The 21,363-nt window shown below is 58.4% G+C and carries 20 protein-coding genes; 11 read left to right on the plus strand and 9 right to left on the minus strand.

Annotated elements, in window-relative coordinates:
- Positions 1-18 precede the first annotated feature (18 nt).
- Entirely contained in the window at positions 19-1,053 is a 1,035-nt protein-coding gene (gene dusA, locus GOV87_RS02940; protein ID WP_171210775.1) for a tRNA dihydrouridine(20/20a) synthase DusA, read from the minus strand.
- A 156-nt stretch (positions 1,054-1,209) separates the two neighbouring features.
- Positions 1,210-1,812, minus strand: coding sequence for a TetR/AcrR family transcriptional regulator (locus GOV87_RS02945; RefSeq protein WP_171210776.1), 603 nt, complete (start codon positions 1,810-1,812; stop codon positions 1,210-1,212).
- A gap of 141 nt (positions 1,813-1,953) precedes the next feature.
- On the opposite strand from GOV87_RS02945, the gene GOV87_RS02950 reads away from it, so the two are divergent.
- The 7 genes from GOV87_RS02950 to GOV87_RS02980 all read left to right on the plus strand — a co-directional run bounded on the left by GOV87_RS02950 (position 1,954) and on the right by GOV87_RS02980 (position 10,769).
- Entirely contained in the window at positions 1,954-2,418 is a 465-nt protein-coding gene (locus GOV87_RS02950; RefSeq protein WP_171122106.1) for a (2Fe-2S)-binding protein, read from the plus strand.
- Between the two features lie 3 nt (positions 2,419-2,421).
- Positions 2,422-4,608 carry a xanthine dehydrogenase family protein molybdopterin-binding subunit gene (locus tag GOV87_RS02955; protein ID WP_171210777.1) on the plus strand — a complete coding sequence of 729 codons (2,187 nt, stop codon included), beginning with the start codon at positions 2,422-2,424 and terminating at the stop codon, positions 4,606-4,608.
- Positions 4,609-4,718: 110 nt separating this feature from the next.
- Positions 4,719-6,038, plus strand: coding sequence for a glutamine synthetase family protein (locus GOV87_RS02960; protein ID WP_171211047.1), 1,320 nt, complete (start codon positions 4,719-4,721; stop codon positions 6,036-6,038).
- Between the two features lie 59 nt (positions 6,039-6,097).
- On the plus strand, positions 6,098-6,778 hold the full coding sequence (locus GOV87_RS02965; RefSeq protein ID WP_171210778.1) for a type 1 glutamine amidotransferase: 681 nt from the start codon (positions 6,098-6,100) through the stop codon (positions 6,776-6,778).
- Complete coding sequence (locus tag GOV87_RS02970; RefSeq protein ID WP_171126479.1) at positions 6,778-8,136, plus strand: glutamine synthetase family protein; 1,359 nt, start codon at positions 6,778-6,780, stop codon at positions 8,134-8,136. Before GOV87_RS02965 ends, GOV87_RS02970 begins: the two co-directional genes overlap by 1 nt.
- 9 nt (positions 8,137-8,145) lie before the next feature.
- Entirely contained in the window at positions 8,146-9,450 is a 1,305-nt protein-coding gene (locus tag GOV87_RS02975; protein ID WP_171210779.1) for an FAD-binding oxidoreductase, read from the plus strand.
- Between the two features lie 104 nt (positions 9,451-9,554).
- The gene (locus tag GOV87_RS02980; RefSeq protein WP_171210780.1) at positions 9,555-10,769 is read left to right on the plus strand and encodes a DegT/DnrJ/EryC1/StrS aminotransferase family protein; all 1,215 of its coding nucleotides are present in this window, start codon (positions 9,555-9,557) and stop codon (positions 10,767-10,769) included.
- A gap of 62 nt (positions 10,770-10,831) precedes the next feature.
- Here GOV87_RS02980 and phaR read toward each other — a convergent pair whose 3' ends face one another.
- The 3 genes from phaR to GOV87_RS02995 all read right to left on the minus strand — a co-directional run bounded on the left by phaR (position 10,832) and on the right by GOV87_RS02995 (position 13,902).
- Positions 10,832-11,386: a polyhydroxyalkanoate synthesis repressor PhaR gene (gene phaR / locus GOV87_RS02985; protein ID WP_171122100.1), complete on the minus strand. Its 555-nt coding sequence runs from the start codon at positions 11,384-11,386 to the stop codon at positions 10,832-10,834.
- Between the two features lie 136 nt (positions 11,387-11,522).
- A complete protein-coding gene (locus GOV87_RS02990; RefSeq protein ID WP_171122099.1) occupies positions 11,523-11,969 on the minus strand; it encodes a phasin family protein in 447 nt (148 codons plus the stop codon).
- A 130-nt stretch (positions 11,970-12,099) separates the two neighbouring features.
- Entirely contained in the window at positions 12,100-13,902 is a 1,803-nt protein-coding gene (locus tag GOV87_RS02995) for an alpha/beta hydrolase (RefSeq protein WP_171210781.1), read from the minus strand.
- Positions 13,903-14,012: 110 nt separating this feature from the next.
- On the opposite strand from GOV87_RS02995, the gene phaZ reads away from it, so the two are divergent.
- Both phaZ and GOV87_RS03005 read left to right on the plus strand, forming a co-directional pair.
- Positions 14,013-15,284, plus strand: a complete 1,272-nt coding sequence (gene phaZ / locus GOV87_RS03000; protein WP_171122097.1) for a polyhydroxyalkanoate depolymerase — start codon at positions 14,013-14,015, stop codon at positions 15,282-15,284.
- Between the two features lie 5 nt (positions 15,285-15,289).
- Positions 15,290-15,874, plus strand: a complete 585-nt coding sequence (locus GOV87_RS03005; protein ID WP_171210782.1) for a DUF6151 family protein — start codon at positions 15,290-15,292, stop codon at positions 15,872-15,874.
- Here the strand turns inward: GOV87_RS03005 and GOV87_RS03010 are convergent.
- The 4 genes from GOV87_RS03010 to GOV87_RS03025 form a co-directional block, all read right to left on the minus strand.
- The gene (locus tag GOV87_RS03010) at positions 15,865-16,581 is read right to left on the minus strand and encodes an alpha/beta fold hydrolase (protein WP_171210783.1); all 717 of its coding nucleotides are present in this window, start codon (positions 16,579-16,581) and stop codon (positions 15,865-15,867) included. The genes GOV87_RS03005 and GOV87_RS03010 overlap by 10 nt on opposite strands.
- Positions 16,582-16,662: 81 nt before the next feature.
- Complete coding sequence (locus GOV87_RS03015; protein ID WP_171211048.1) at positions 16,663-17,277, minus strand: hypothetical protein; 615 nt, start codon at positions 17,275-17,277, stop codon at positions 16,663-16,665.
- A gap of 34 nt (positions 17,278-17,311) precedes the next feature.
- On the minus strand, positions 17,312-18,295 hold the full coding sequence (locus GOV87_RS03020; RefSeq protein WP_171210784.1) for a carboxylesterase: 984 nt from the start codon (positions 18,293-18,295) through the stop codon (positions 17,312-17,314).
- The gene (locus GOV87_RS03025; RefSeq protein ID WP_171210785.1) at positions 18,292-19,041 is read right to left on the minus strand and encodes a carboxylesterase; all 750 of its coding nucleotides are present in this window, start codon (positions 19,039-19,041) and stop codon (positions 18,292-18,294) included. Before GOV87_RS03025 ends, GOV87_RS03020 begins: the two co-directional genes overlap by 4 nt.
- A gap of 472 nt (positions 19,042-19,513) precedes the next feature.
- Between GOV87_RS03025 and GOV87_RS03030 the strand changes: the two genes are divergently transcribed.
- Both GOV87_RS03030 and GOV87_RS03035 read left to right on the plus strand, forming a co-directional pair.
- On the plus strand, positions 19,514-20,815 hold the full coding sequence (locus GOV87_RS03030) for a tyrosine-type recombinase/integrase (protein WP_171210786.1): 1,302 nt from the start codon (positions 19,514-19,516) through the stop codon (positions 20,813-20,815).
- Positions 20,812-21,306, plus strand: a complete 495-nt coding sequence (locus tag GOV87_RS03035; RefSeq protein ID WP_171210787.1) for a hypothetical protein — start codon at positions 20,812-20,814, stop codon at positions 21,304-21,306. Before GOV87_RS03030 ends, GOV87_RS03035 begins: the two co-directional genes overlap by 4 nt.
- The last annotated feature ends 57 nt before the right edge of the window (positions 21,307-21,363 follow it).

The raw sequence follows: 21,363 nt of genomic DNA on the forward strand, positions 1-21,363 counted from the left end.
CGGCCTAATCGCCGTATCCTAGTTCACCACCGCCTCGGCCAAAGGCGCAACGCGCTCGAGCGCCTGCAACATAACCTCGGACCCAGCCCCCTCATGCACCGCGCCTTCGGACAAAGTTCGCCGCCAAGCCCGTGCGCCGGGACGCCCGGCGAACAGGCCCAGCATATGACGCGTGATTTGGTGCAAACGGCCACCTTCGGCAAGGTGCCGTTCAACATAGGGCACCATTTTTTGAACGACATCAACCGGATCAGCCACTTGGCCCGACCCAAAGATTAGATGATCTGCCCCGGCCAGAATCTCGGTAGGCTGGTGATACGCCGCCCGTCCGATCATGACCCCATCCAGCCCAGCATCCAGATGGGCCTGCGCTTTCTCCAGCGTGGCAATCCCACCGTTGATCGAGATGTGAAGCGCGTTGAAATCCGCCTTCATTCGGTGGACGAGATCATAGTCCAGCGGTGGAATATCCCTGTTTTCCTTAGGGCTAAGCCCCTGCAACCACGCCTTTCGCGCGTGGATCGTCACGCGTTTGCACCCTGCATCACGGATGGCGGTCAGAAATTCGGGCAGGACCTCTTCCGGGTTTTGTTCATCGACCCCGATCCGACACTTGACAGTGACTTCGACATCAACCGCTTCTTGCATCGCGGCCACGCATTCCGCAACTCGAGCCGGATCTTTCATCAGCACGGCACCGAACGTGCCGGACTGCACCCGATCCGAGGGGCAGCCGCAATTCAGGTTGATTTCATCATACCCGGCCTCAGCGCCCAAACGTGCGGCCTGTGCCAGTTCCTGAGGGTCAGACCCACCGAGTTGCAGCGCAACGGGATGCTCTTGTGGGTTGTAGTCCAGTAAATGCAACGCCCCACCACGCACCAACGCGGGGGCGGTGACCATCTCTGTGTACAACAAGGTCTGAGAACTGAGCATCCGATGCAGGTAACGGCAATGCCGATCGGTCCAGTCCATCATGGGTGCAATGGATAGGCGTGCAGCGTGCCAAATCTCAGCTTGCGATGGCTTTTGGGTCTTTGTTACGTCCGACATCTTTCCCGACTTTCGCCACGAACCTGAACAAGACGATCCGTTTCCAAGGTTGCCGTCTACCACTGTTTCGGGATCAAACGCCACACGGAATGACAAAAGTCGGGCAAAAGCTCAGCACGCTCTCCGGCGGGGCCGCCGGTTGAGACATCGAAACTGTCAAACCCCGTAACGGCTAAGGATCATGTCAACGCTGCTGTTGATGGTGGCCTCCATCTCGTCCTTGCTCAGAACGTCACCGGAAAAAATAATCGGCCAAAACGCCTTGGCTTTGATGAGGCCGATAAACTCCTGCCCTGCGGCCTGAGGGTCCTCGATCCGCAATTGCCCGTCATCTGCGGCGTCTTTCAGCATGGCGGCGAAAATCGCGGTCTTGTCCAGCTTGCCCTGTGCCGCGGCCGCCAAATCAGGGTTGCGCAAGGTTTCGCTGATCACCATCCGCGACATGGCCATGACCTCGGGCAACATCAGAATGCGCCCTTCGGCCCATGCCAGCTCAGTCAATTGCTCTCGGATATCGCGGCCTTTCTGATAGCGAACATCCTGCACTCCGGCGAACCTGTTGGATAGCTCTAACACGATGGAGCGAAACAGGTTTTCCTTGCTTTCGAAGTACTTGTACAACGTGCGCTTAGAGACTTCGGCCCGCAGGGAAATACGATCCATGCTGGCCGCCGCAAATCCCTTGTCCTGAAACTCGCAAACCGCTGCTTCGATGATCTGAGCATGTTTGGCCGCATTCGGCGCGCTGACGTCATTCATATTTCATAGCTATAGTCCCATTGACAGATCGAGGTCAAACTCTACGTAAACTGGTGGGTTTACAGAGTAGAATTTGTCGCATACGGTAAACCCGCCAGTTTACCGACTCGGGTAACCAGCCCAACATGGAGAATCCCCCTCATGTCATTGACCTTGAAATTGAACGGCCAGACCCACACGGTCGACGCCGAACCCGGCACGCCCCTTCTGTGGGTGATCCGGGATGAGCTTAAGCTGACCGGAACCAAATTCGGCTGCGGCGTTGCGTCGTGCGGCGCCTGCACCGTGCATCTGAATGGCGAGCCTGTGCGTTCTTGCCAGACATATATCGAAGACGTCGAAGATGCCGAGATCACCACGATTGAAGCCGTGGGCGACGACAAGATCGGCGCGGCCGTCCAGCAGGCCTGGGTCGAACTGGATGTGGTCCAGTGTGGCTATTGCCAGTCAGGTCAGGTGATGTCCGCAGTCGGGCTGCTGTCCGAGAACTCCAAGCCGTCGGTCGAAGAGATCGACGAATACATGTCCGGCAACGCCTGCCGTTGCGCCACCTATCAACGTATCCGCGCCGGAATCCAGCGCGCGTCCGAGATTCTGGAGGCCTGATCAATGACCATCAACACCTCACGCCGTGGATTTCTGAAAGGCGCCGCTGCGGCCGGTGCCGTGCTGCTGGTCGGCGCACGCCCCGATGGCGCGCTGGCGGCAGCCTCGTCCGAAACCACGCAGTTTAACCCGTTCGTAAAGATCGACGCCGATGGCACTGTAACCGCCATCGTCAAACACTTTGAAAAGGGTCAGGGCCCGGCCACCGGCCTGCCGACGCTGATCGCCGAGGAAATCGGCTTGACCATGGATCAGATCGAATACGAATTCGCGCCCTCTGATCCCAACGTCTATAACAACCTGCTGTTCGGTCCGTTCCAGGGCACAGGCGGATCGACCGCGATGGCGAATTCCTGGCTGCAATACCGTCAGGCCGGTGCCGCCGCGCGCGAGATGCTGATCAATGCCGCCGCCCAAAGTTGGGGCGTGGACGCATCGGGCATCACCATCGAGGAAGGCATCGTAAAGGCCGGTGACAAATCCGCACCGATTGCAGAGTTCGTTGCTGCGGCGTCGCAGCTTGAGGCCCCTGCCGAGCCGCGCCTTAAAGATCCGTCCGAATTCCGCCTGATTGGCAACGAATCCGTGCGCCGTAAGGACTCGGCCATCAAGGGCAATGGTCAGGCCATGTATGCGATGGATGTGCATCTGCCCAACCAGATGGTCGCGATGATCAAGCGCCCCGAATCCAAGGGCGGTATCGCCAAAGGCTTTGACGACAACGCGTCAAAAGAGGTCAAAGGCTATATCAATGCCGCCATCTTGCCCAATCAAGCGGGTGTTGCGGTCTATGCCGAAGACACATGGGCTGCCATTCAAGCGCGCGACGCGCTTGAGGTCGAATGGGACATGTCAGGCGGTGAGACCCGCGACTCGGATCAGATCAAGGCCGAGATCATGGCCGCACTGGATTCTGAGCCCACGTACAACGTGAACAAGGCAGACGTGGCGGCGGTTTCGGCGGCCATCGACGGGGCGGATAAGGTGGTCGAAAAGACCTTCTACTTCCCGCTGCTGGCCCACGCCCCGATGGAGCCCTTGAACTGCACCATCGAACAAACTGCCGAGGGCGATATTGTCCTGCATGACGGTGCACAGATGCCGACGGGCCCGCATATGGCCTATCAGCAGATCTTTCAGCTGCCGCCCGAGAAGATCCACATCAAGACCATGCTGGCCGGAGGCTCGTTCGGTCGCCGCGCCACGCCCGATGCGGATTATCAGGTCGAAGCGGCGCTGGCCTTTGTGGTCACCGATCGCTCGCGCCCGGTGAAACTGGTCTGGACGCGCGAGGATGACATCCGCAGCGGTTATTATCGCCCTGCCTTTGGGCACAAAGTGCGTGTCGGCCTGGATTCGGACGGCAACATCGTCGGATGGCAGCACCAGATCGCCGGACAATCGGTCATCAAGGGCACGCCGTTCGAACCCGCTCTGGTGCATGACGGCATCGACCACAGCTCGGTGGAAGGGGTCGCAGACAGCCCGTATGCCATCCCCGGCATGGCGCTTGGCCTGACCGACACGCCCAAAGCGACCACGGTTCTGTGGTGGCGCTCGGTCGGGCATACCCATACGGCCTACACGATGGAAACCATGATGGACCTCGTGGCCGAAGCCGCCGGTCGTGATCCGGTCGAGTTCCGACTGGCCCACCTGTCCGACAGCGCCAACCCCGACCAGCAGCGCAAAGCTGCCGTTCTGAAACTTGCCGTGGAAAAGGCGGGCTGGGGCAATGCGCCTGCGGGGCACTCGCAAGGGATCGCGGTCCATAAATCTTTTGGGTCTTATGCGGCCGAAGTCGTCGAAATCTCGGGCGACCCCGAAAGCGGCATCAAGATCGAAAAGGTCACCTGCGCCGTCGATTGCGGCATTGCCGTGAACCCCGATGTGGTCAAGGCACAGATGGAAGGCGGCATCGGCTATGGTATCGGCCATGTGATGCGCGACCAGATCACGCTGACCAGCGGAGCGGTCGATCAGTCCAACTTCCCGGATTACGAACCGCTGCGCATCGGCGACATCGCTGCCATCGACGTACACATCGTACCCTCGGCGGAGGCACCGACGGGTGTCGGTGAGCCCGGAACGCCTCCTTCGGCACCGGCGCTGGCCAATGCCATCCACGCGATGACGGGTACTCTTGTGGCCTCGCATCCGATGGCCGAAAACGGCATCAACTTCGTTTGACGCCAAACCCCGCGCCTTCTCCTCTCGGCGCGGGGTTAATTTGATCAAATTTCGTGACAAGACGCTTTGCGTCGACTACACCTCGGGAAACCAGAGTGATGGAGACCCCGATGGACCTGAGCGCCTTGCACAGTTTTCGCGTTGCAGCCTGTGACCTTAACGGTCAACTGCGGGGCAAACGCGTGCCTCCCTCTTACGCCGACAAACTGGAAAAGGGTTCGGTTCGGATGCCGTTTTCGGCGCTAAACGTGGACCTGTGGGGTGCGGATATTGACGGTAGCCCGCTGGTTTTTGAGTCCGGTGATGCCGATGGCGTGCTGCTGCCGACCGAGCGCGGCCCCGTTCCGATGCCTTGGCTGGATGTAGACACCGCACTGGTACCCATGTGTCTGTATGATGACCACGGCACACCCTTTGCTGGGGATCCCCGTCACGCGCTGACCGCGGTACTGGACCGATACGCCCAGCGCGGGTGGTCGGTGATCGCGGCGACCGAGTTGGAGTTCACGCTGCTGGATTCGTCCGGCGCGCAACCGCAGCCGCCGCTGAACCCATTGACAGGGCGCAGGCTGGTGGATGAGGCGGTGCTGTCCATGGCCGAGATGGACGCGTTCGATGCGTTTTTCACCGACCTCTATGATGGTTGCGCCGCGATGGGCATCCCCGCCCAGACCGCCATATCCGAAAGCGGTATTGGACAGTTCGAAATCAACCTGAACCATCAGGACGCAATGCGCTGCGCTGATGATACGTTGCTTTTCAAGGTGTTGGCACGCGGGCTAGCGCGCAAACACGGGTTCACCGCGACGTTCATGTCCAAACCCTATGCTGACGATGCAGGCAATGGGATGCACGTGCATTTCTCGGTCGTCGATCAGGCCGGCCAGAACGTCTTTGACAATGGCGGCCCCGAGGGGACAGATACGTTGCGCCACGCCATCGCGGGATGTCTGGCGGCGATGCCCGGCAGCACGTTGATCTTTGCGCCGCACGGCAATTCTTATACCCGACTTGTGCCCGGCGCCCACGCGCCCACTGGTGCAAGCTGGGCCTACGAGAACCGCACCGCCGCCCTGCGCATTCCCGGCGGCGCACCCGCTGCCCGCCGAATTGAGCATCGCGTCGCGGGTGGCGATATCAATCCCTACCTGATGCTGGCCGCCGTTTTGGGGGCAGCAATGAACGGGATCGATGATGGAACCGAGCCGCCAGCGCCGATCACCGGCAACGCCTACGACATTGACGGCCTGCCGCAACTGGCCAGCGATTGGGAGGCCGCCGTCGCCGTCTTTGAATCCGATCCACATGTCGCGCGCATCTTCCCTGCCGATCTGATCCGCTTTCTGGCGATGACCAAACGGCAGGAAATCCGCCGCTTTGCCGAGCGCCCGCCCGAGGACCACTGGCTAAGTTATGTCGAAGCCGTCTGACCCCTCTTGCCCGGCCCGGCGCGGTCGGCTAGAATAAATTTGATCAAATTTGGTGACCCATGAAAATCGGCATCCTTGTAACCGGCCACCCCCCCGATGAGCTGCGTTCAGAATTCGGCACATATGACGGCATGTTCCGTACCCTGCTGGGTGGCAACGGCTTTACGTTTGAAACCTTCAACGTGGTGGACGGGCAGTTCCCCGACAGCACCGATGCAGCCAATGGCTGGGTCATCACCGGCTCGCGTCATGGCGCGTACGAGGACCATGCGTGGATACCGCCGCTGGAAGAATTGATCCGCGCGATCCGCGACAAGGGCCAGCCACTGATCGGGGTCTGCTTTGGCCACCAGATCATTGCGCAAGCCTTGGGCGGCAAGGTTGAAAAGTTCACAGGTGGCTGGGCGGTAGGACGCACCGACTATGACCTGGATGGGCAGACCGTTACGCTGAACGCGTGGCATCAGGATCAGGTGGTTGCCCTGCCCGACGGCGCTCGCGTGACCGGCACCAACGACTTCTGCCAGAACGCCATGGTCGCTTATGGTGATTCAATTTGGACCGTTCAGGCCCATCCGGAATACGGCGACGGGTTTATCAAGGGTTTGATGGACACGCGTGGTAAAGGTCTTGTGCCAGATGAGTTAATGCAGGCCGCGACCAACCGCCTGCCCGCTAATGACGACAACCCCAAGATCGGGCAATTCATGGCGGAGTTTTTGAAGAAAGAGAGGGCCTGATGGCCGACTGGAAAGATCAACTACCGCAGGCAGCACAGTCCTATATCGAAGGTCAGCGTTTGGACGAGGTTGAATGCATCATCTCGGATTTGCCCGGTATTGCGCGGGGCAAAGCGGTGCCAGCCTCGAAATTCGCCAAGCAAACCTATTTCCACCTGCCCGACAGCATTTTCTACCAGACCATCACCGGCGACTGGGGTGAGGCCGCGGGCGAGGACGGCTTTATCGAGCGGGACATGATCCTGAAACCCGATTTCTCGACCGCATCGGCCGCGCCGTGGACTGGCGACTGGACGTTGCAAGTGATTCACGACGCCTATGACCGCGATGATAACCCGATCCCGTTCAGCCCGCGCAACGTGCTGAAACGCGTGGTGCAGATGTATCACGACAAGGGCTGGAAACCGGTCGTTGCGCCCGAGATGGAGTTCTTTCTGGTCGCCCCCAACGTGGACCCCGCGCAAGGCATCAAGCCAATGATGGGGCGTTCGGGCCGTCCGGCGGCGGCGCGTCAGGCATACTCGATGACTGCCGTAGACGAATTTGGCCCGGTGATCGACGACATCTATGATTTCGCCGAACACCAAGGGTTCGAGATTGACGGCATCACGCAGGAAGGCGGCGCTGGGCAGTTGGAAATCAACCTGCGCCACGGCAACCCGGTCAAGCTGGCGGATGAGGTATTTTACTTCAAACGCCTGATCCGCGAGGCCGCGCTGCGCCATAACTGCTTTGCCACGTTCATGGCGAAACCGATCGTGGATGAGCCGGGCTCGGCCATGCATATCCACCACTCGATCATCGACATGGAAACCGGGCAGAACATCTTTTCCGGCCCGCAAGGGGGTGAGACGGACGCGTTTTACCACTTCATCGCCGGGTTGCAGAACCACCTTCCCTCGGGGCTGGCGGTGATGGCGCCCTATGTGAATTCATACCGCCGTTACGTGAAAGACCATGCGGCTCCGATCAATCTGGAATGGGCGCGCGACAACCGTACCACCGGCATCCGCGTGCCGCTGTCCGGCCCCGAAGCGCGCCGGGTCGAAAACCGCATCGCCGGGATGGACTGCAACCCCTATCTGGGCATCGCCCTGTCTTTGGCCTGCGGCTATCTGGGACTGGTTCAACAGGAACGCCCACGCCGTCAGTTCTATGGCGACGCTTACGAAGGCGAAGGCGATATCCCGCAGGTCATGGGCAATGCGCTGGACCTGTTTGATGAGGCGACCGCCTTGCACGAGGTTCTGGGCCCCGAGTTTGCCCGCGTCTATGGCATCGTCAAACGCGCCGAGTATGAAGAATTCCTGCAGGTTATCTCTCCGTGGGAGCGTGAGCATCTGCTGCTGAATGTCTGAGGCATTGCGATGAACCTGCTCTATTCCAACGACCGCAAGGCCGAATACCCGGCCAGTTGGTACGCGGCCACGGCCAATCCGATCGACCGTTTTCCTGTTCTGGCGGGCGACGAAAAGGCGGATGTCTGCGTGGTCGGCGGCGGATACACGGGTTTGTCCGCTGCGCTGCATCTGGCCGAAGCCGGATTCAGCGTGACCCTGCTTGAGGCGCATCGCGTGGGCTTCGGCGCGTCGGGTCGCAATGGCGGTCAATTGGGCAGCGCGCAGCGGATGGATCAGGAAGACCTTGAGCGGCTGGTGGGCGATGACGATGCGTTGAAGCTGTGGGATCTGGCCGAAGACGCGAAGGCGCTGGTCAAATCCCTGATCGCCAAGCACCAGATCGACTGTGACCTGAAACCGGGCGTTGCCGTTCTGGGCCTCAGCACCGGCGAACAGCAGGAATTACACGACCATGCGGCACATCTGGCCGAGCGTTATGGCTATGACCAGATGGAGTTGCTGGACGAAGGCGCGGGCCATGGCCTATGCCCCTCGCCTGCCTATCGCGGAGGCTATCTGGATATGGGGGCCGCCCATCTGCACCCGCTGAACTATGCTTTAGGTCTGGCGCAGGCCGCAGCCAAAGCGGGCGTGCGGATTTATGAAAGCACCGAGGTGACGGGGATCGAGGAAGCCACGCCCGCCATCGTCCATACTGCGCAGGGAAAAGTCACCGCGGATCACGTCATTCTGGCCTGCAACGGATACTTGGGCGGCCTGAACGGCAAGGTCGCCGCGCGGGTCATGCCGATCAACAATTTCATCGCTGCGACTGAACCATTGGGCACTGACACCGCTCGTGTGCTGACGCGCGACGTCGCTGTGGCCGATACGAAATTCGTGGTGAACTACTTCCGCCTTAGCGCCGATAACCGGCTGCTGTTTGGCGGCGGCGAGAGCTATGGTTATCGCTTCCCTGCGGACATCGCCGCCAAAGTGCGCAAACCGATGGTCGAGATTTTTCCGCATCTGCGCGATGTGAAGATCGACTATGCCTGGGGTGGTACGCTAGCGATCACCATGCGGCGGATGCCCTATCTGACGCGGGTTGCGCCCAATATCCTGTCAGCTTCGGGCTACTCTGGTCACGGCGTTGGAACTGCGACCCATGCAGGGCAATTGATGGCGCTGGCCATTCAAGGGCAGGCCGAAGGGTTCGACACGATGACCCGCGTCCCAACCCTACCCTTCCCAGGGGGCGCCGCCCTACGCAGCCCCTTGCTGGTGCTGGCGATGACATGGTTTGCGCTTCGGGACCGACTGGGCCTTTGATTTACGACAGATTGGTGAAATTTCGCCGTAAAGGCGAATGAAGACTTGGATTGACCGAGGATTAGCTTTATCTTTCCCAAAGATAGAATTCGGGAAAACCAAATATGACGCTTCCTCCAAACGTTCATGACGCCGAACCCATCCCCGCAGCCGCCCGCGAAGCCATCGACGCCTTGATGCAGTCGGGCGACCTGTTCCGCTATACCGCGCCGCAAGACGCGCCGGTTGCTTTGCTTGAGGCTGAATTCGCCGAGTTGCTAGGTACCAAATACGCGCTGGCGGTTTCGTCCTGCTCGGCTGCGCTGTTCCTGTCGCTCAAAGCCTTGGGCCTGCCGCGCGACGCACGTGTCCTGATCCCCGGCTTTACCTTTGCGGCTGTTCCGTCCTCGGTCGTTCACGCAGATTGCATTCCGGTACTGTGCGAAGTTGCCGACAATTACCGCATAGACATGGCAGACTTTGCCACCAAACTGGACGATGTTCAGGCCGTGATCATCAGCCACATGCGCGGACACACGTCCGACATGGACGCGATCATGGCGCTGTGTGACGCTCGCGACATTCCCGTAATCGAGGATGCAGCCCATTCGCTGGGCACCACGTGGCACGGGCGCAATATTGGCACGATCGGTAAGGTCGGCTGTTTCTCGTTCCAGTCCTACAAGATGATCAACGCGGGCGAAGGCGGCATTCTGATCACCGATGACGCGGATTTGGTGGCGCGCGCCGTCATCATGTCGGGCGCTTATGAGCATAACTGGAAAAAACACAAAGGCCCTCATGGAGACAACTCGCCCGAGTTGGAGCAGGCCTTTGCTCGCTGGCAGAACCAGCTACCGCTGTATAATCTGCGGATGAGCAACCTCAGCGCCGCCGTGATCCGACCACAGATCCCTGAACTGGCGCGTCGCGTGCGCGACGGTCTGTCCAATCACGACTATGTCGCGGATCGCCTGAACACGTCGCCGAATATCGACGTGCCCGCCCCGCTGTCGCCCGAACGCCGGGCCCCGGACTCGATCCAGTTCAACTTGGTCGACCTCAGCGATGATGACATCCGCGCTTTTGCGGCGGCATCAGAGGCGCGCGGGGTCAAAGTCCAGGTTTTTGGTCTGAGCGAAGACAATGCCCGCGCCTTTTGGAACTGGCAATTCCTGCCTGAGCAGGTCGAATTGCCGCAAACCCGCGCAATGTTGATGAAGGCTTGCGACGTTCGCTTGCCTGTGCGCCTGACCCGCGAAGAATTGGACGTAATTGCCGATATTCTGCTGGCATCCGTCGGCGAGGTTAACGCACCTGCGATGGCCTTCGGCACCTGAACCACAGCCCATCACAAAAAAGCCCGCCAAAAGGCGGGCTTTATTCGTTTTGGAAGGCTGGATCAGTTCAGCTTGGACAATTTCTGCTGCAATTCGGCAAGCTGCTTTTTGATATCGTCCAGATCCTCTTTCGGCTCTGACTTACCCTCGTCTTCCTTGTCCGGACCGGACCAACCGCCGGACAAACCACCGGTCATCGCTTTAAGAAATGCCTGTTGCTGCGCCTGCATTGCCTCGAACCCCGGCATCTGAGACATGGGGTTCATTGCGCTCATGTTTTCCATCATCTTGCTTTGGCTTTCGCGCAGCATCTCGAACGAGCTTTGCAGGAACTGAGGCATCATACCCCCGCCCGGCAACATGTAACTGCGCACAAGATCATTCAGCACATTCACAGGCAGCACATTCTCGCCCCGGCTTTCATGTTCAGCAATGATTTGAAGCAGATATTGCCGTGTCAGATCATCCCCGGTTTTCAGGTCGATAATCTGCACTTCCCGCCCGTCACGAATAAATGCCGCGATATCCTCGAGCGTGACGTAATCGCTGGTCTCGGTGTTATACAGCCGACGACTGGCATATCGTTTGATTAGTAACGGTTTTTCCTGGTCTGCCACCGGTTTCCCTCCCCAAGGATGATGCGTTGCAGCAGAGGTTATGCGACTGCAGCACAAAAAGAAAGGGCAGGTCTTTCGACCTGCCCTGCGCGATTGCACCGGTTGGGAGGAATGGGTGCGCCTCGCGGCATTCTCTTTACTTGGCAGCAGTTGCTTTCTTGGCAGCGGCTGTCACGTCGTTGGTTGCTTTCTTGACAGCAGCAGTTGCGTCTTCCGCAGCTTCTTTGCCAGCAGCCATCAGCAGCTCAACAGTTTCGGTCTGAACTTTTTTCGCGATTTCGGCGAAGGCCGCCAGATTTTCTGCAGCAACTTCAGCCGACGCGCTTGCGAAATCAGTCGCAGCTTTTGCGTATTCAGCAGGTTCTGCTTTTGCTTTCGACATCTCGGTCAGTTTGGCCAGAGTGTCTTTGGTCCATTTGTTCGAGATTTCAGCCGACTTTTCAGCGGCGTCCAGCGCAACACCCGACAGCTTTTCGTTCAGGCTTGCGGTCGACTTGAAGGCACCTTCCAGAGCGGTGGTGTCAACAGGGAACGCGCCCATCATGTCTTTCAAGGTCGCGGTAAAGTCTTGAGTCTTTGCCATTGTCCTAATCCTTTTGCCGAACCGGGCCCACCCCGGTTTTCATCAGCTTGAGGACAATATGGTTGCTGCATCGCAGCATTGCAAGAAATTTATTGCTGCGTCGCAGCAAAAAATAAAAACTCACACAAAATCAATTCGTTGACTTAACCAAAACATACGTTCCGGGCGCGGGCGCCAGTGGCGGATGATCCGAATCGCCCGGTGTACGGGCCTGAACCTGTTTGCCTGACCGCTTTTTTAGCCAGGCCTCCCAGCGGGGCCACCACGATCCCTGATGGTACTCGGCCTCTTTCATCCAAGTCTCGGCATCCGCTTTCAAATTAGTGTTGGTGTAATGGCCATATTTCTTTTTGCTGGGCGGGTTCACGATCCCCGCGATATGGCCGGATTCTGACACAATGAACGTCTTTGACTTCGATCCCATCTGCTGCACGCCGCGATAGCAATCCTTCCATGCTGCAATGTGGTCCGTTTCGCAGGTGATGGCCATCAACGGAACGTCGACATCACGGACATGCAGTTTATGCCCCAGCAACTCGAACCCGTCGTTGACGAAGTCGTTGCTCTGGCACAAGCCGCGCAGATACTCCACAGCCATGCGACCGGGCAAATTCGCACCATCTCCGTTCCAGAACAGCAGGTCGAATGCGGGTGGTGTCTCGCCCATCATATAGCTGCGGATCGCAGGACCATAGATCAGATCATTCGAGCGCAGGAACGACATCGTTCGTCCAACCAGCCAGGCTTTCAGAATTCCATCCTTGGAAATCTGATCTTCGATTCCGTCCACGAAGTCGTTTTGCAAGAAGGGCGTGAACTCTCCTTGATCGCCGAAATCCGTGAGGGCGGTAAAAAACGTGGCCGACTTGATCGACTTGTCCCCCCGCTGCTTGAGAAGGGACAGGGTCAGGCTAAGCGTGGTTCCCGCGATACAGTAACCTACAGCGTTCACCTGCTTGACCTTGCAGATCGACTTGACCTGTTCGATCGCGGTCAGGAACCCTTCTTCGACGTAATCCCCCATACCAATATCAGCGTGGGATTCATTTGCATTCACCCAGCTTACGACAAACAAGGTATATCCCTGCTCGGTCACCCATTTGATCAGACTGTTCTGCGCCTTGAGATCCAGAATGTAGAACTTGTTGATCCAGGGCGGGAACAGAACAAGCGGCGTTTCGCAAACTGTCTCGGTTGCAGGCTTGTATTGGATCAATTCCATTAGCCGGTTGCGATACACAACCTCACCCGGCGTTGTGGCGATGTTGCCACCCACTTCAAAGGCGCTCTCATCCGCCAGCCTGACAACCATTTCACCATCATTGGCTTCAAGATCGGCAACCAGGTTTTCCAGCCCCTTGATCAGCGATTGCCCCTCGGTTTCGACCGCCTTCTTTAAAGCGTCCGGATTGGTTGCCAGAAAATTGGTCGGAGACATCATGTCGATGATCTGTTGCGAGAAGTACCGCAGGCGCTTTTTGTCCTTGTCGTCCATATCTTCAACCGACGCGACGGCCTGTGTGATGACCTCGGCATTGGTTTGATACTGCTGGCGGATAAAGCGGAAATAGGGATTTACTTCCCACATAGGATTGCTGAAGCGCTTGTCTTTAGGGGCGGTATCGCTGTCATCAACTTCGCCCGTCGTCATGGCCTTCTGCGCTTCAGCAAAGTTTAGAACGGATTTTCCCCAGAATTCGATCTGATGTTCCATCAGCTTGGCGGGATTTTGCCATGCCTCGGAAAAATACGCTGTTGCTGCTCGTGCAAAAAGCTCTTGATTCGGACCGTCCAGCGCGGGGTTGTGGCCCTTTTTTCCGGCCAACACTTCCACCAGACGTTTTGAAAGCTCTTCGACTTTGTTCATATTTTCTTTAAGCCGTTCAAGGTGTTCCTCGGTTAGCTCCGGACTCTGGTCTTGACTTGTTGTCATTTTAACAATTCCCCCCTAACCTCGCTGCTATGCAGAATAACGTCGCAAATGCCATGGGCAAAGCGGCGAATGGTCCGAACTTTCAGACTGATACCCAGGAGACCCATTTTATGCGCTACATGATGACCTACGACTTGATGGAAACCATGCGCAACACCAACCAGTGGATGGGTGCAACCGCCAGTGCGATGGCCTCTTACCCACTGTTTTCGATGGTTCCCAATCCAGTGTTCAGCATGATGGCGGCCTGGGGCGAGGTGACAGAACGCACCTTTCAGCGCATGATTGCCAAACCCGACTGGGGCATTCGCACCTATACCTGCGAGGACGGCCGGGACCATATTGTCGATATCGTCCCCGTGTTGGAGCGTCCGTTCGGCGACCTGATCCACGTCCGCGTGAATGGGCGCGAAGAACAAGCGCGCAAGGTTCTGGTGGTCGCTCCCATGTCCGGCCACTATGCAACGCTGCTGCGCTCGACAGTCAAAAGCCTGTTGGTCAATTGCGAAGTCTACGTCACCGACTGGCATAATGCGCGCGATATCCCCGTGTCCGAAGGAAAGTTCGATGTAGAGGACTATACCCTCTATCTTGTCGATTTCATGAAAGAACTGGGACCAGAGACTCATGTTGTTGCAGTTTGCCAACCCGCCCCGCTGACATTGGCCGCAACCGCGTATCTGGCCGAGGTAGAGCCCAAAGCGCAGCCCAGTACGCTGACGCTGATCGGCGGACCTGTTGACCCGGACGCAACACCCACTGACGTAACCGATTTTGGCCGCCGCGTGACAATGGGCCAGCTGGAAGAAACCATGATTCAGCGCGTCGGCTTCAAGTACAAAGGCGTTGGTCGCATGGTTTATCCCGGCCTGCTGCAACTGGCGTCATTCATGTCCATGAACGCGGATCGCCATTCCAAGGCGTTTTCGGACCAGATTCAGCGCGTCATGCGCGGTGAGGCGTCGGATCATGACGCACATAACCGGTTCTATGATGAGTATCTGGCGGTGATGGACATGACCGCGGAATTCTATCTGTCAACGGTCGAACGTGTCTTTAAAAACCGCGAAATTGCGCGGAACGAGTTTGTCGTTGCAGGCCACAAGGTCGATATCGGGAAAATCACCGACGTCGCCGTGAAAACAGTCGAGGGGGCAAATGACGATATCTCTGCCCCCGGTCAATGTATCGCGGCGCTTGACCTGTGCACCGGGCTGCCAGATTCGAAAAAGGCAAGCCATGTTGAACCCGGCGCGGGACATTACGGTATCTTTGCTGGCCGCAGTTGGCGCGACAACATCCGCCCGCTGGTCATCGACTTCATGAACGCCAACACGCGTAAACCGCGCCGTCGGGCGGCGAACAAGAACAAAGTCGCCTAATCACCATGCCAAATTCCACGGCGAAGGATTTCGCTTTTTCCTGCAATTGTGGCGCGCTTCACGGCGCGATCACCGCTGCGGGGGCGAAATCTGGAACGCATACTGTGTGTTTCTGCCATGACTGCCGCGCCGCTCAGCTGTATTTCGGACAACCCGACCCTGCCCCCGGCCCTGTCGAGGTGCTGCAGATGCTGCCAGAAGAAATCAGGATCGACGGCGGGGCCGAACACTTGGCGCTGATGCAACTCAGCCCAAAGGGTATGCTGCGCTGGTACGCAAGTTGCTGTAACGCACCACTTGCGGTAACGACCCGAACGCCGAAATTCCCCTTTGCGGGGTTCATCGTGAAACGAATTGCAGACCCAAGCGGTTTGGGTCCCATCACGACCCGAGGGTTTGTTCCGCAACCCGACGGCAAACAATCCCATGAAAAGCTGGGTCCAGCCGTCAAAGGATTGATTTCGCGCGTGCTCAAGTCGCGGATTTCCGGAAGTTGGAAGAACTCCGTCTTCTTCGACCCAAAGACCAGACAGCCCGTGGCAACGCCTGTAATCCTTAGCCAATCTGAACGGGCAGCGTTTTACAAATAGGGCAGCCGAACCGGGGTGTTCAGCCAGGATTCAAGTGCCGTGTTCACGGCTGCAGGGGCCTCGAGCGGGGGCAAATGCCCAGCTTCGTCGATGACTTTCAACTCGGCATTTGGGATCATTTCCGCCATGAACGTATGACGGCGAACGGGCGTAAGCTGATCGTGCGCCCCGCATAATACCAGCGTTGGCACATTTATATGCCTCAACGCGCCTTGCTGATCAGGGCGCCGTTGCAGGGCGCGCATCTGGCGTTCGAAGACGTCCGCCCCCATTTCCCTTGCCATCGCCATGACTTCTTTCAAGACGGGAACGCGCCCCAGACCCGGTGCCAAAGTCTCGGAACCAATCAACCTGTTCATGACATCCTCAAGCCGCCCCGACCTTGCGCCTACGATAAGTTCTTCCCGGTCCGCAGCGATCTGAGGTGTATCGGCCTGCGCGTCTGTCGACATCAGGCACAAGCGGGACACGCGCTGAGGTGCACGCCGAACGATCTCCAACGCGACAACGCCGCCCATGCTGAACCCACCCAGGGCAAAACGATGCGGTAGTTGGTCCAGCAAGCCAGAGGCGATCTCTTCGATGCGGTCACCCGTCGTAACCGGGGCAACCGTCACCGCGCGCTGGTAAGACAGGTAGAGTATCTGAGCTCCGAACAACCGCGCGTCGCACATGAACCCGGGCAGAAAAACCAACGGTTCGATCACGCAGGGCCTCCTTAAATTCGACCACCTTGGCGTTACTTTTCCGCAGGATGTGAGGTTTTTCTAATGTCGGCAAGAAAAAACTCAGGGATAGTCTATTCCCCGGAACTTCGGAAAATCCGCATAACGCGCCTTCCGGGTGCTTAGATTTTCAGTCGGCTTGGCACCTGCGCGCAACAAGGTGCCGCGCGGCACGATATAGCTGTCGATCCGGCGAAGGGGTATCGGCCTCCAGACCAGATTGAACGCGCACAGCTTGGGGAAAAACCAGATTTCGGAGTAATCCAGATGGTCATGCATCCACCACGAAAGATCGCGCCAGTCGCGTCCGGTTTCGTATTGATCCGCAAACCATGGGATCACGACCGAGGCCCCGGCGATCCTCTCATCCCCTTCCCCACGATCCCAGATATGGCATTCCAGAGGATTGTCATTTCGGGCACAGTTCAGACGGTTTTCATTTCCGAACCGATTCAAGGAAGGTGAGCGATAACCAGACCGCACCGCGACCCGGCCAAAGGTTTCCTCCAGCGGATCCAGAAGGGTTGAGCACAGGGCACGACCCGTCTGGATCGCCAAATCGGGATTGTCGGGAATGTTCTGTATTTCGTGAAAGTTGCCAATCTCGGAATACAGAAAATCGCGCATGAAAAAATGACGAGACAGACGCACCCTGCCAAGGGTTTCAAGGCTCCACATGCTGGCTGGTTTACGCATCAAAGCCCCCCATGCGTTACCTGATCCCCAATGTTTCTAGCCAGTTCAAGATACCAGCTACAGTCGTATCCGTTTGCCCCGGTGACATCAGCCTCCCGGCGACAACATGCGAGGCGGGGTCATCACCGGGGCCCATTGTCACCAATTCTGTCGTTGATGGCGCGCCCCACGCCGCCGCAACCTCATGCGTGATATCTGGCCGTACAACTTGATCATCATCTGAATACCAAAACAACGCCGGGACCTTTGCGCCAGAGAAATCAAGCCTATTCACCACATCCACCAACACCGTCATTGGCACGACCGCTTCCCAAGGATAGGTCGTTGACCAATACAGGTTCTTCTCCGGATCCGGGCCAGAGACGTCCCGTGTATCTCCCATCAGAACAGGCAGCCAATCCCGCGCCCAAGGTAATCCGGGTATCCAGGCACCAGGTGTGTTCACTCCGAAATTGGGCGAGACAAAGACAATACCCGCCAGATCCCGGCTCAGGTCTTCGTCTACGGCAGCGGCTGCCGCCAGCATTCCGCCTGTCGACGTCGAAATCACGACAACCTGATCGCCCACCGCACGCGCCGCAGCCAGCCCCTCGGCCAGATCCTGCATCCAGCCCGAGGCCGTTCCATCCGCCATTGCCTCGCTGCTACGCCCGTGCCCCTGCAGCCGCGTATAGACCAGATTTGCCCCCAGCGCGTCAGCGACCATATCGGGCACCGGGCGAATTTCCTCGGATGACGCGGAGAATCCGTGCAGATAGAGAACAGAAACCGGAGTTCTGCGCTCTTTGAAACCGTCCTGCCAGATCACGCGTTTCTCAACACCAGGGACGATATCGTCAAACGCCGACTCGACGCTTTCGAAATAGACTTGGACGCCCTCGCCAAATTTCCGAGGATCAAACTTAGGATGAAGGTCTACGTCTTCGCGTGGGCCAAACCAGTAAATCAAACCCCCAACAGCGATAAGAGCCAAACACAGACGACCTATTAGCCGCATCATGACGCATTCATCACATCTAGAACGGCCTGCTCGATCAGCCCAAGACACGGCCCGTCCGAAAACCGGTGATCCGCATCTTTGACAAGCAGCAACCTCATGTCGGGTCCAGACGCATGTTCTAGCAGTCTGACCGCAGTTGCCGTTGAAACCGCAGTATCCTCGGTGCCCTGCAAAAAGCGCACCGGAAATGGCAGCTCCAACGGGCTACGCAGGACAAGTCGGGCACGGCCATCTTCGATCATCCGTTTCGTAATGATGTAGGGCTCCATATAGTCCGACGGCAGCTCAACACGCCCCACCTCCTCCAGCGCCTGTTTCTGAGCATCCGTGAACGAGGCCCAGTATCCATCCTCGGTAAAATCCGGCGCGGCCGCGATCGTGACCAAGCCTGCAATCCGATCCGGCATCATCTTGGCCAGCAACAAGGCCTGCCATCCGCCCATCGAAGACCCAACGACAATCAAAGGCCCCTCAGTTAACTCGGCAACCGCAGCCGCTGTATCCTCATGCCAATCCCCGATGCACCCCTCTTCGAAAGCGCCCCCGCTTTCACCGTGCCCGGAATAGTCGAACCGCAAAAACGCCTGCCCGCGCTCCTTCGCCCAGGCCTCAAGATGCACCGCCTTGGTGCCCTCCATGTCAGACTTGAGACCGCCCAGAAAAACCACCGTCGGCCCCGCCCCCTCGCTTTTGTGATACGCCAACCGCCGCCCCTGCGCGGTGTCCAGAAATTCAGCCACAGCCATAAAACCCTCTTTGCTTTGCCCACATCATGCACGTCCCAACCCCAACCGCAATTCCCCGATCCGCCCTTCATCTGGCTAAAAATATCCCGGGGTGCCGCCATTGGTGCGCCATTGGTTCAAACGCCAATGGCGGCGCGGCAGCACCCCTCGCTCCCGCCCTTGACACACGCCCCCCACCTGCCAAAGCAGCCAAACGCAAATAACCCGCAACCGGGCGTTCTCATACCCCACGCCAGCGAACCCCCTGCAAATTCATGGAAAAATACCTAAAAAACAGGAATTTGCTTGTATCACCAAACCGTTTCACTGCCCCTGTCAGACCCACTCAACCCGCGTGGATATCATGCCACAACAGTGACGCATCAGTGACGAAGGGCTGGTAGCGGTGCGATGGCGTTGCTAAATCCAAGGTGTCGGGGGGTGCGCCAACACCCGCCCGACTGACACGACCGAACTGCATAAGGACCCGGCCATGACAAAGAACACATCTGACTTTCTGACCTCAGTTGCAAGTCTCGTGGATCAGGACGACCGCGACCCCCGCGAGGTTGTTGCTGACCTGATGCAGGCTGCACTCGACACGGGCATCCGCAAGGAACTGCGCGCCAGTGTTGCGTTTGCCCTCGAACAGGCGAACGGAACCGCTGCCAAGGAATTGACTGATCTGGCCTGCCGCCGCCTGAAACCCGGTCGGCGTCTCTCGGACCCGCAATATGCGGGCCTTACGCTTGTAGCTACCACGCGGGGCAAGCGTTGGATTTACCGCACCCAGAAAGGCAAGCGGCAGCGACAAATCACCCTCGGGCACTACCCCGCCATGAGCCTTGCCGAGGCACGAGAGGCGTGGGCGCAGCCCGTCACCAAGGTCGCCGACAAGCGGTCTGAAACGACGCTGGACGAACTGACCGAGGCTTACATCACAGCCATGCAGACGCGCGGCACAAAGTCGTGGCGGCGGTCAGAGAACATCCTCACCAAGAACGTTCTGCCCAACCACGGCGGCATGCGCCTCGGCGCGCTGGACGTGGAGGCCCTGAACGCGACGTTTACCCACCTGATAGATGACAAGCCCGGTGCGGCGCACAACATCCGCATGGCGATGGCAAGCATGTTCAAGTGGGCCAGCGAGAAGAAAATGATGCCCGCAGGCGTACCGGTCCCGCAGTTGGATAAGACCCCGAAATCACAGATCAAGGACTACCGCCCGTCCATGTCCGAACTGCGCACGATGGTCCGGGGCCTTGAAGAACTGCAAGACATCGACCGGGACATCATGCGCCTGCAACTGCTGACGGGCACCCGCATCAGCGAGGCGCTGGGCGCTGAGTGGTCGGAGATTGACCTTGAACATGGACGCTGGACCATTCCCGCCCAGCGCATGAAAGCCAAGAAAGAACATCTGGTCATGCTCTCGGCGCAGGCGGTCGAGTTGCTGCGCAACCAACCCACGCGAGAGGGTCGTGTGTTCGGTCGTCGTGGCCGCAAGACTGTCTCGTTGAATTGGGCGCGGCAGCGCGACGAGTTGAGCCTGCCCACCGACTACACCAGCCACGCCAACCGTAAGGCGCTGCTTAGTTGGGTTGCCGAAAACGGTGGCGGCAAGGACATCCGCGACCGCCTGTCCGCACATAGCCCTGACACCAGCGAGGCGGACGCGCATTATCAGCTATCCGAGTTGAACCAGCCCGCCGCCGAATGGTGGCAGAAATGGGCGGACTTCCTCGACGGTCTCACCGCTGAGAGCGTGGTGCAGTTGTCGGAGGGACGGGCATGACCAACCCGAAACCCAACCCGTTCGCCGACGCCCAGCGCGTCGATACCTCGGCCACGATCATGCGCCGCCTGAAAGTGAGCCGCGAAGAAGCCGAGCGGCTGGCGGCGCTGCCACCGGGTAAAGTGATTGCGCTGGACTTCATCAAATTGCGCCTGCTGAACCTAGACGGGCCTGACCCCCGAGAGGATCACATAAAGGCAGAATCGGCTTACACGGCAGTGCAAAGCGTCCTGAGCGAGCGCAACAGCGCGCGCGGTAAGAACGCCCGCCCCGGTCGTCGTCCTCACCATGACGAGGTGATTAGGCGAGCGATGGCGATAGTTGAACGCAGCCCAAACATGGCAGGTTCGGCGAAACACCTCGCGGAACAGGTTTATGATGAGATGTCGTTAGAACGGACTGCGGATGAGGTGGCGAAACTACCTTCCGAGGGCAGCATAGCCCGCTGGATACGAGCGGAATTCAAGAAAAATGGACCGCTAAAAAGATAGTTTGCGCGTAACTGAGTTACGAATTCGTCCATCTGGAACACCCCCTGTTAGCCAAGT

This window comes from Ruegeria sp. HKCCA5426, from assembly GCF_013034585.1.
Taxonomy (GTDB): Bacteria; Pseudomonadota; Alphaproteobacteria; order Rhodobacterales; family Rhodobacteraceae; genus Ruegeria.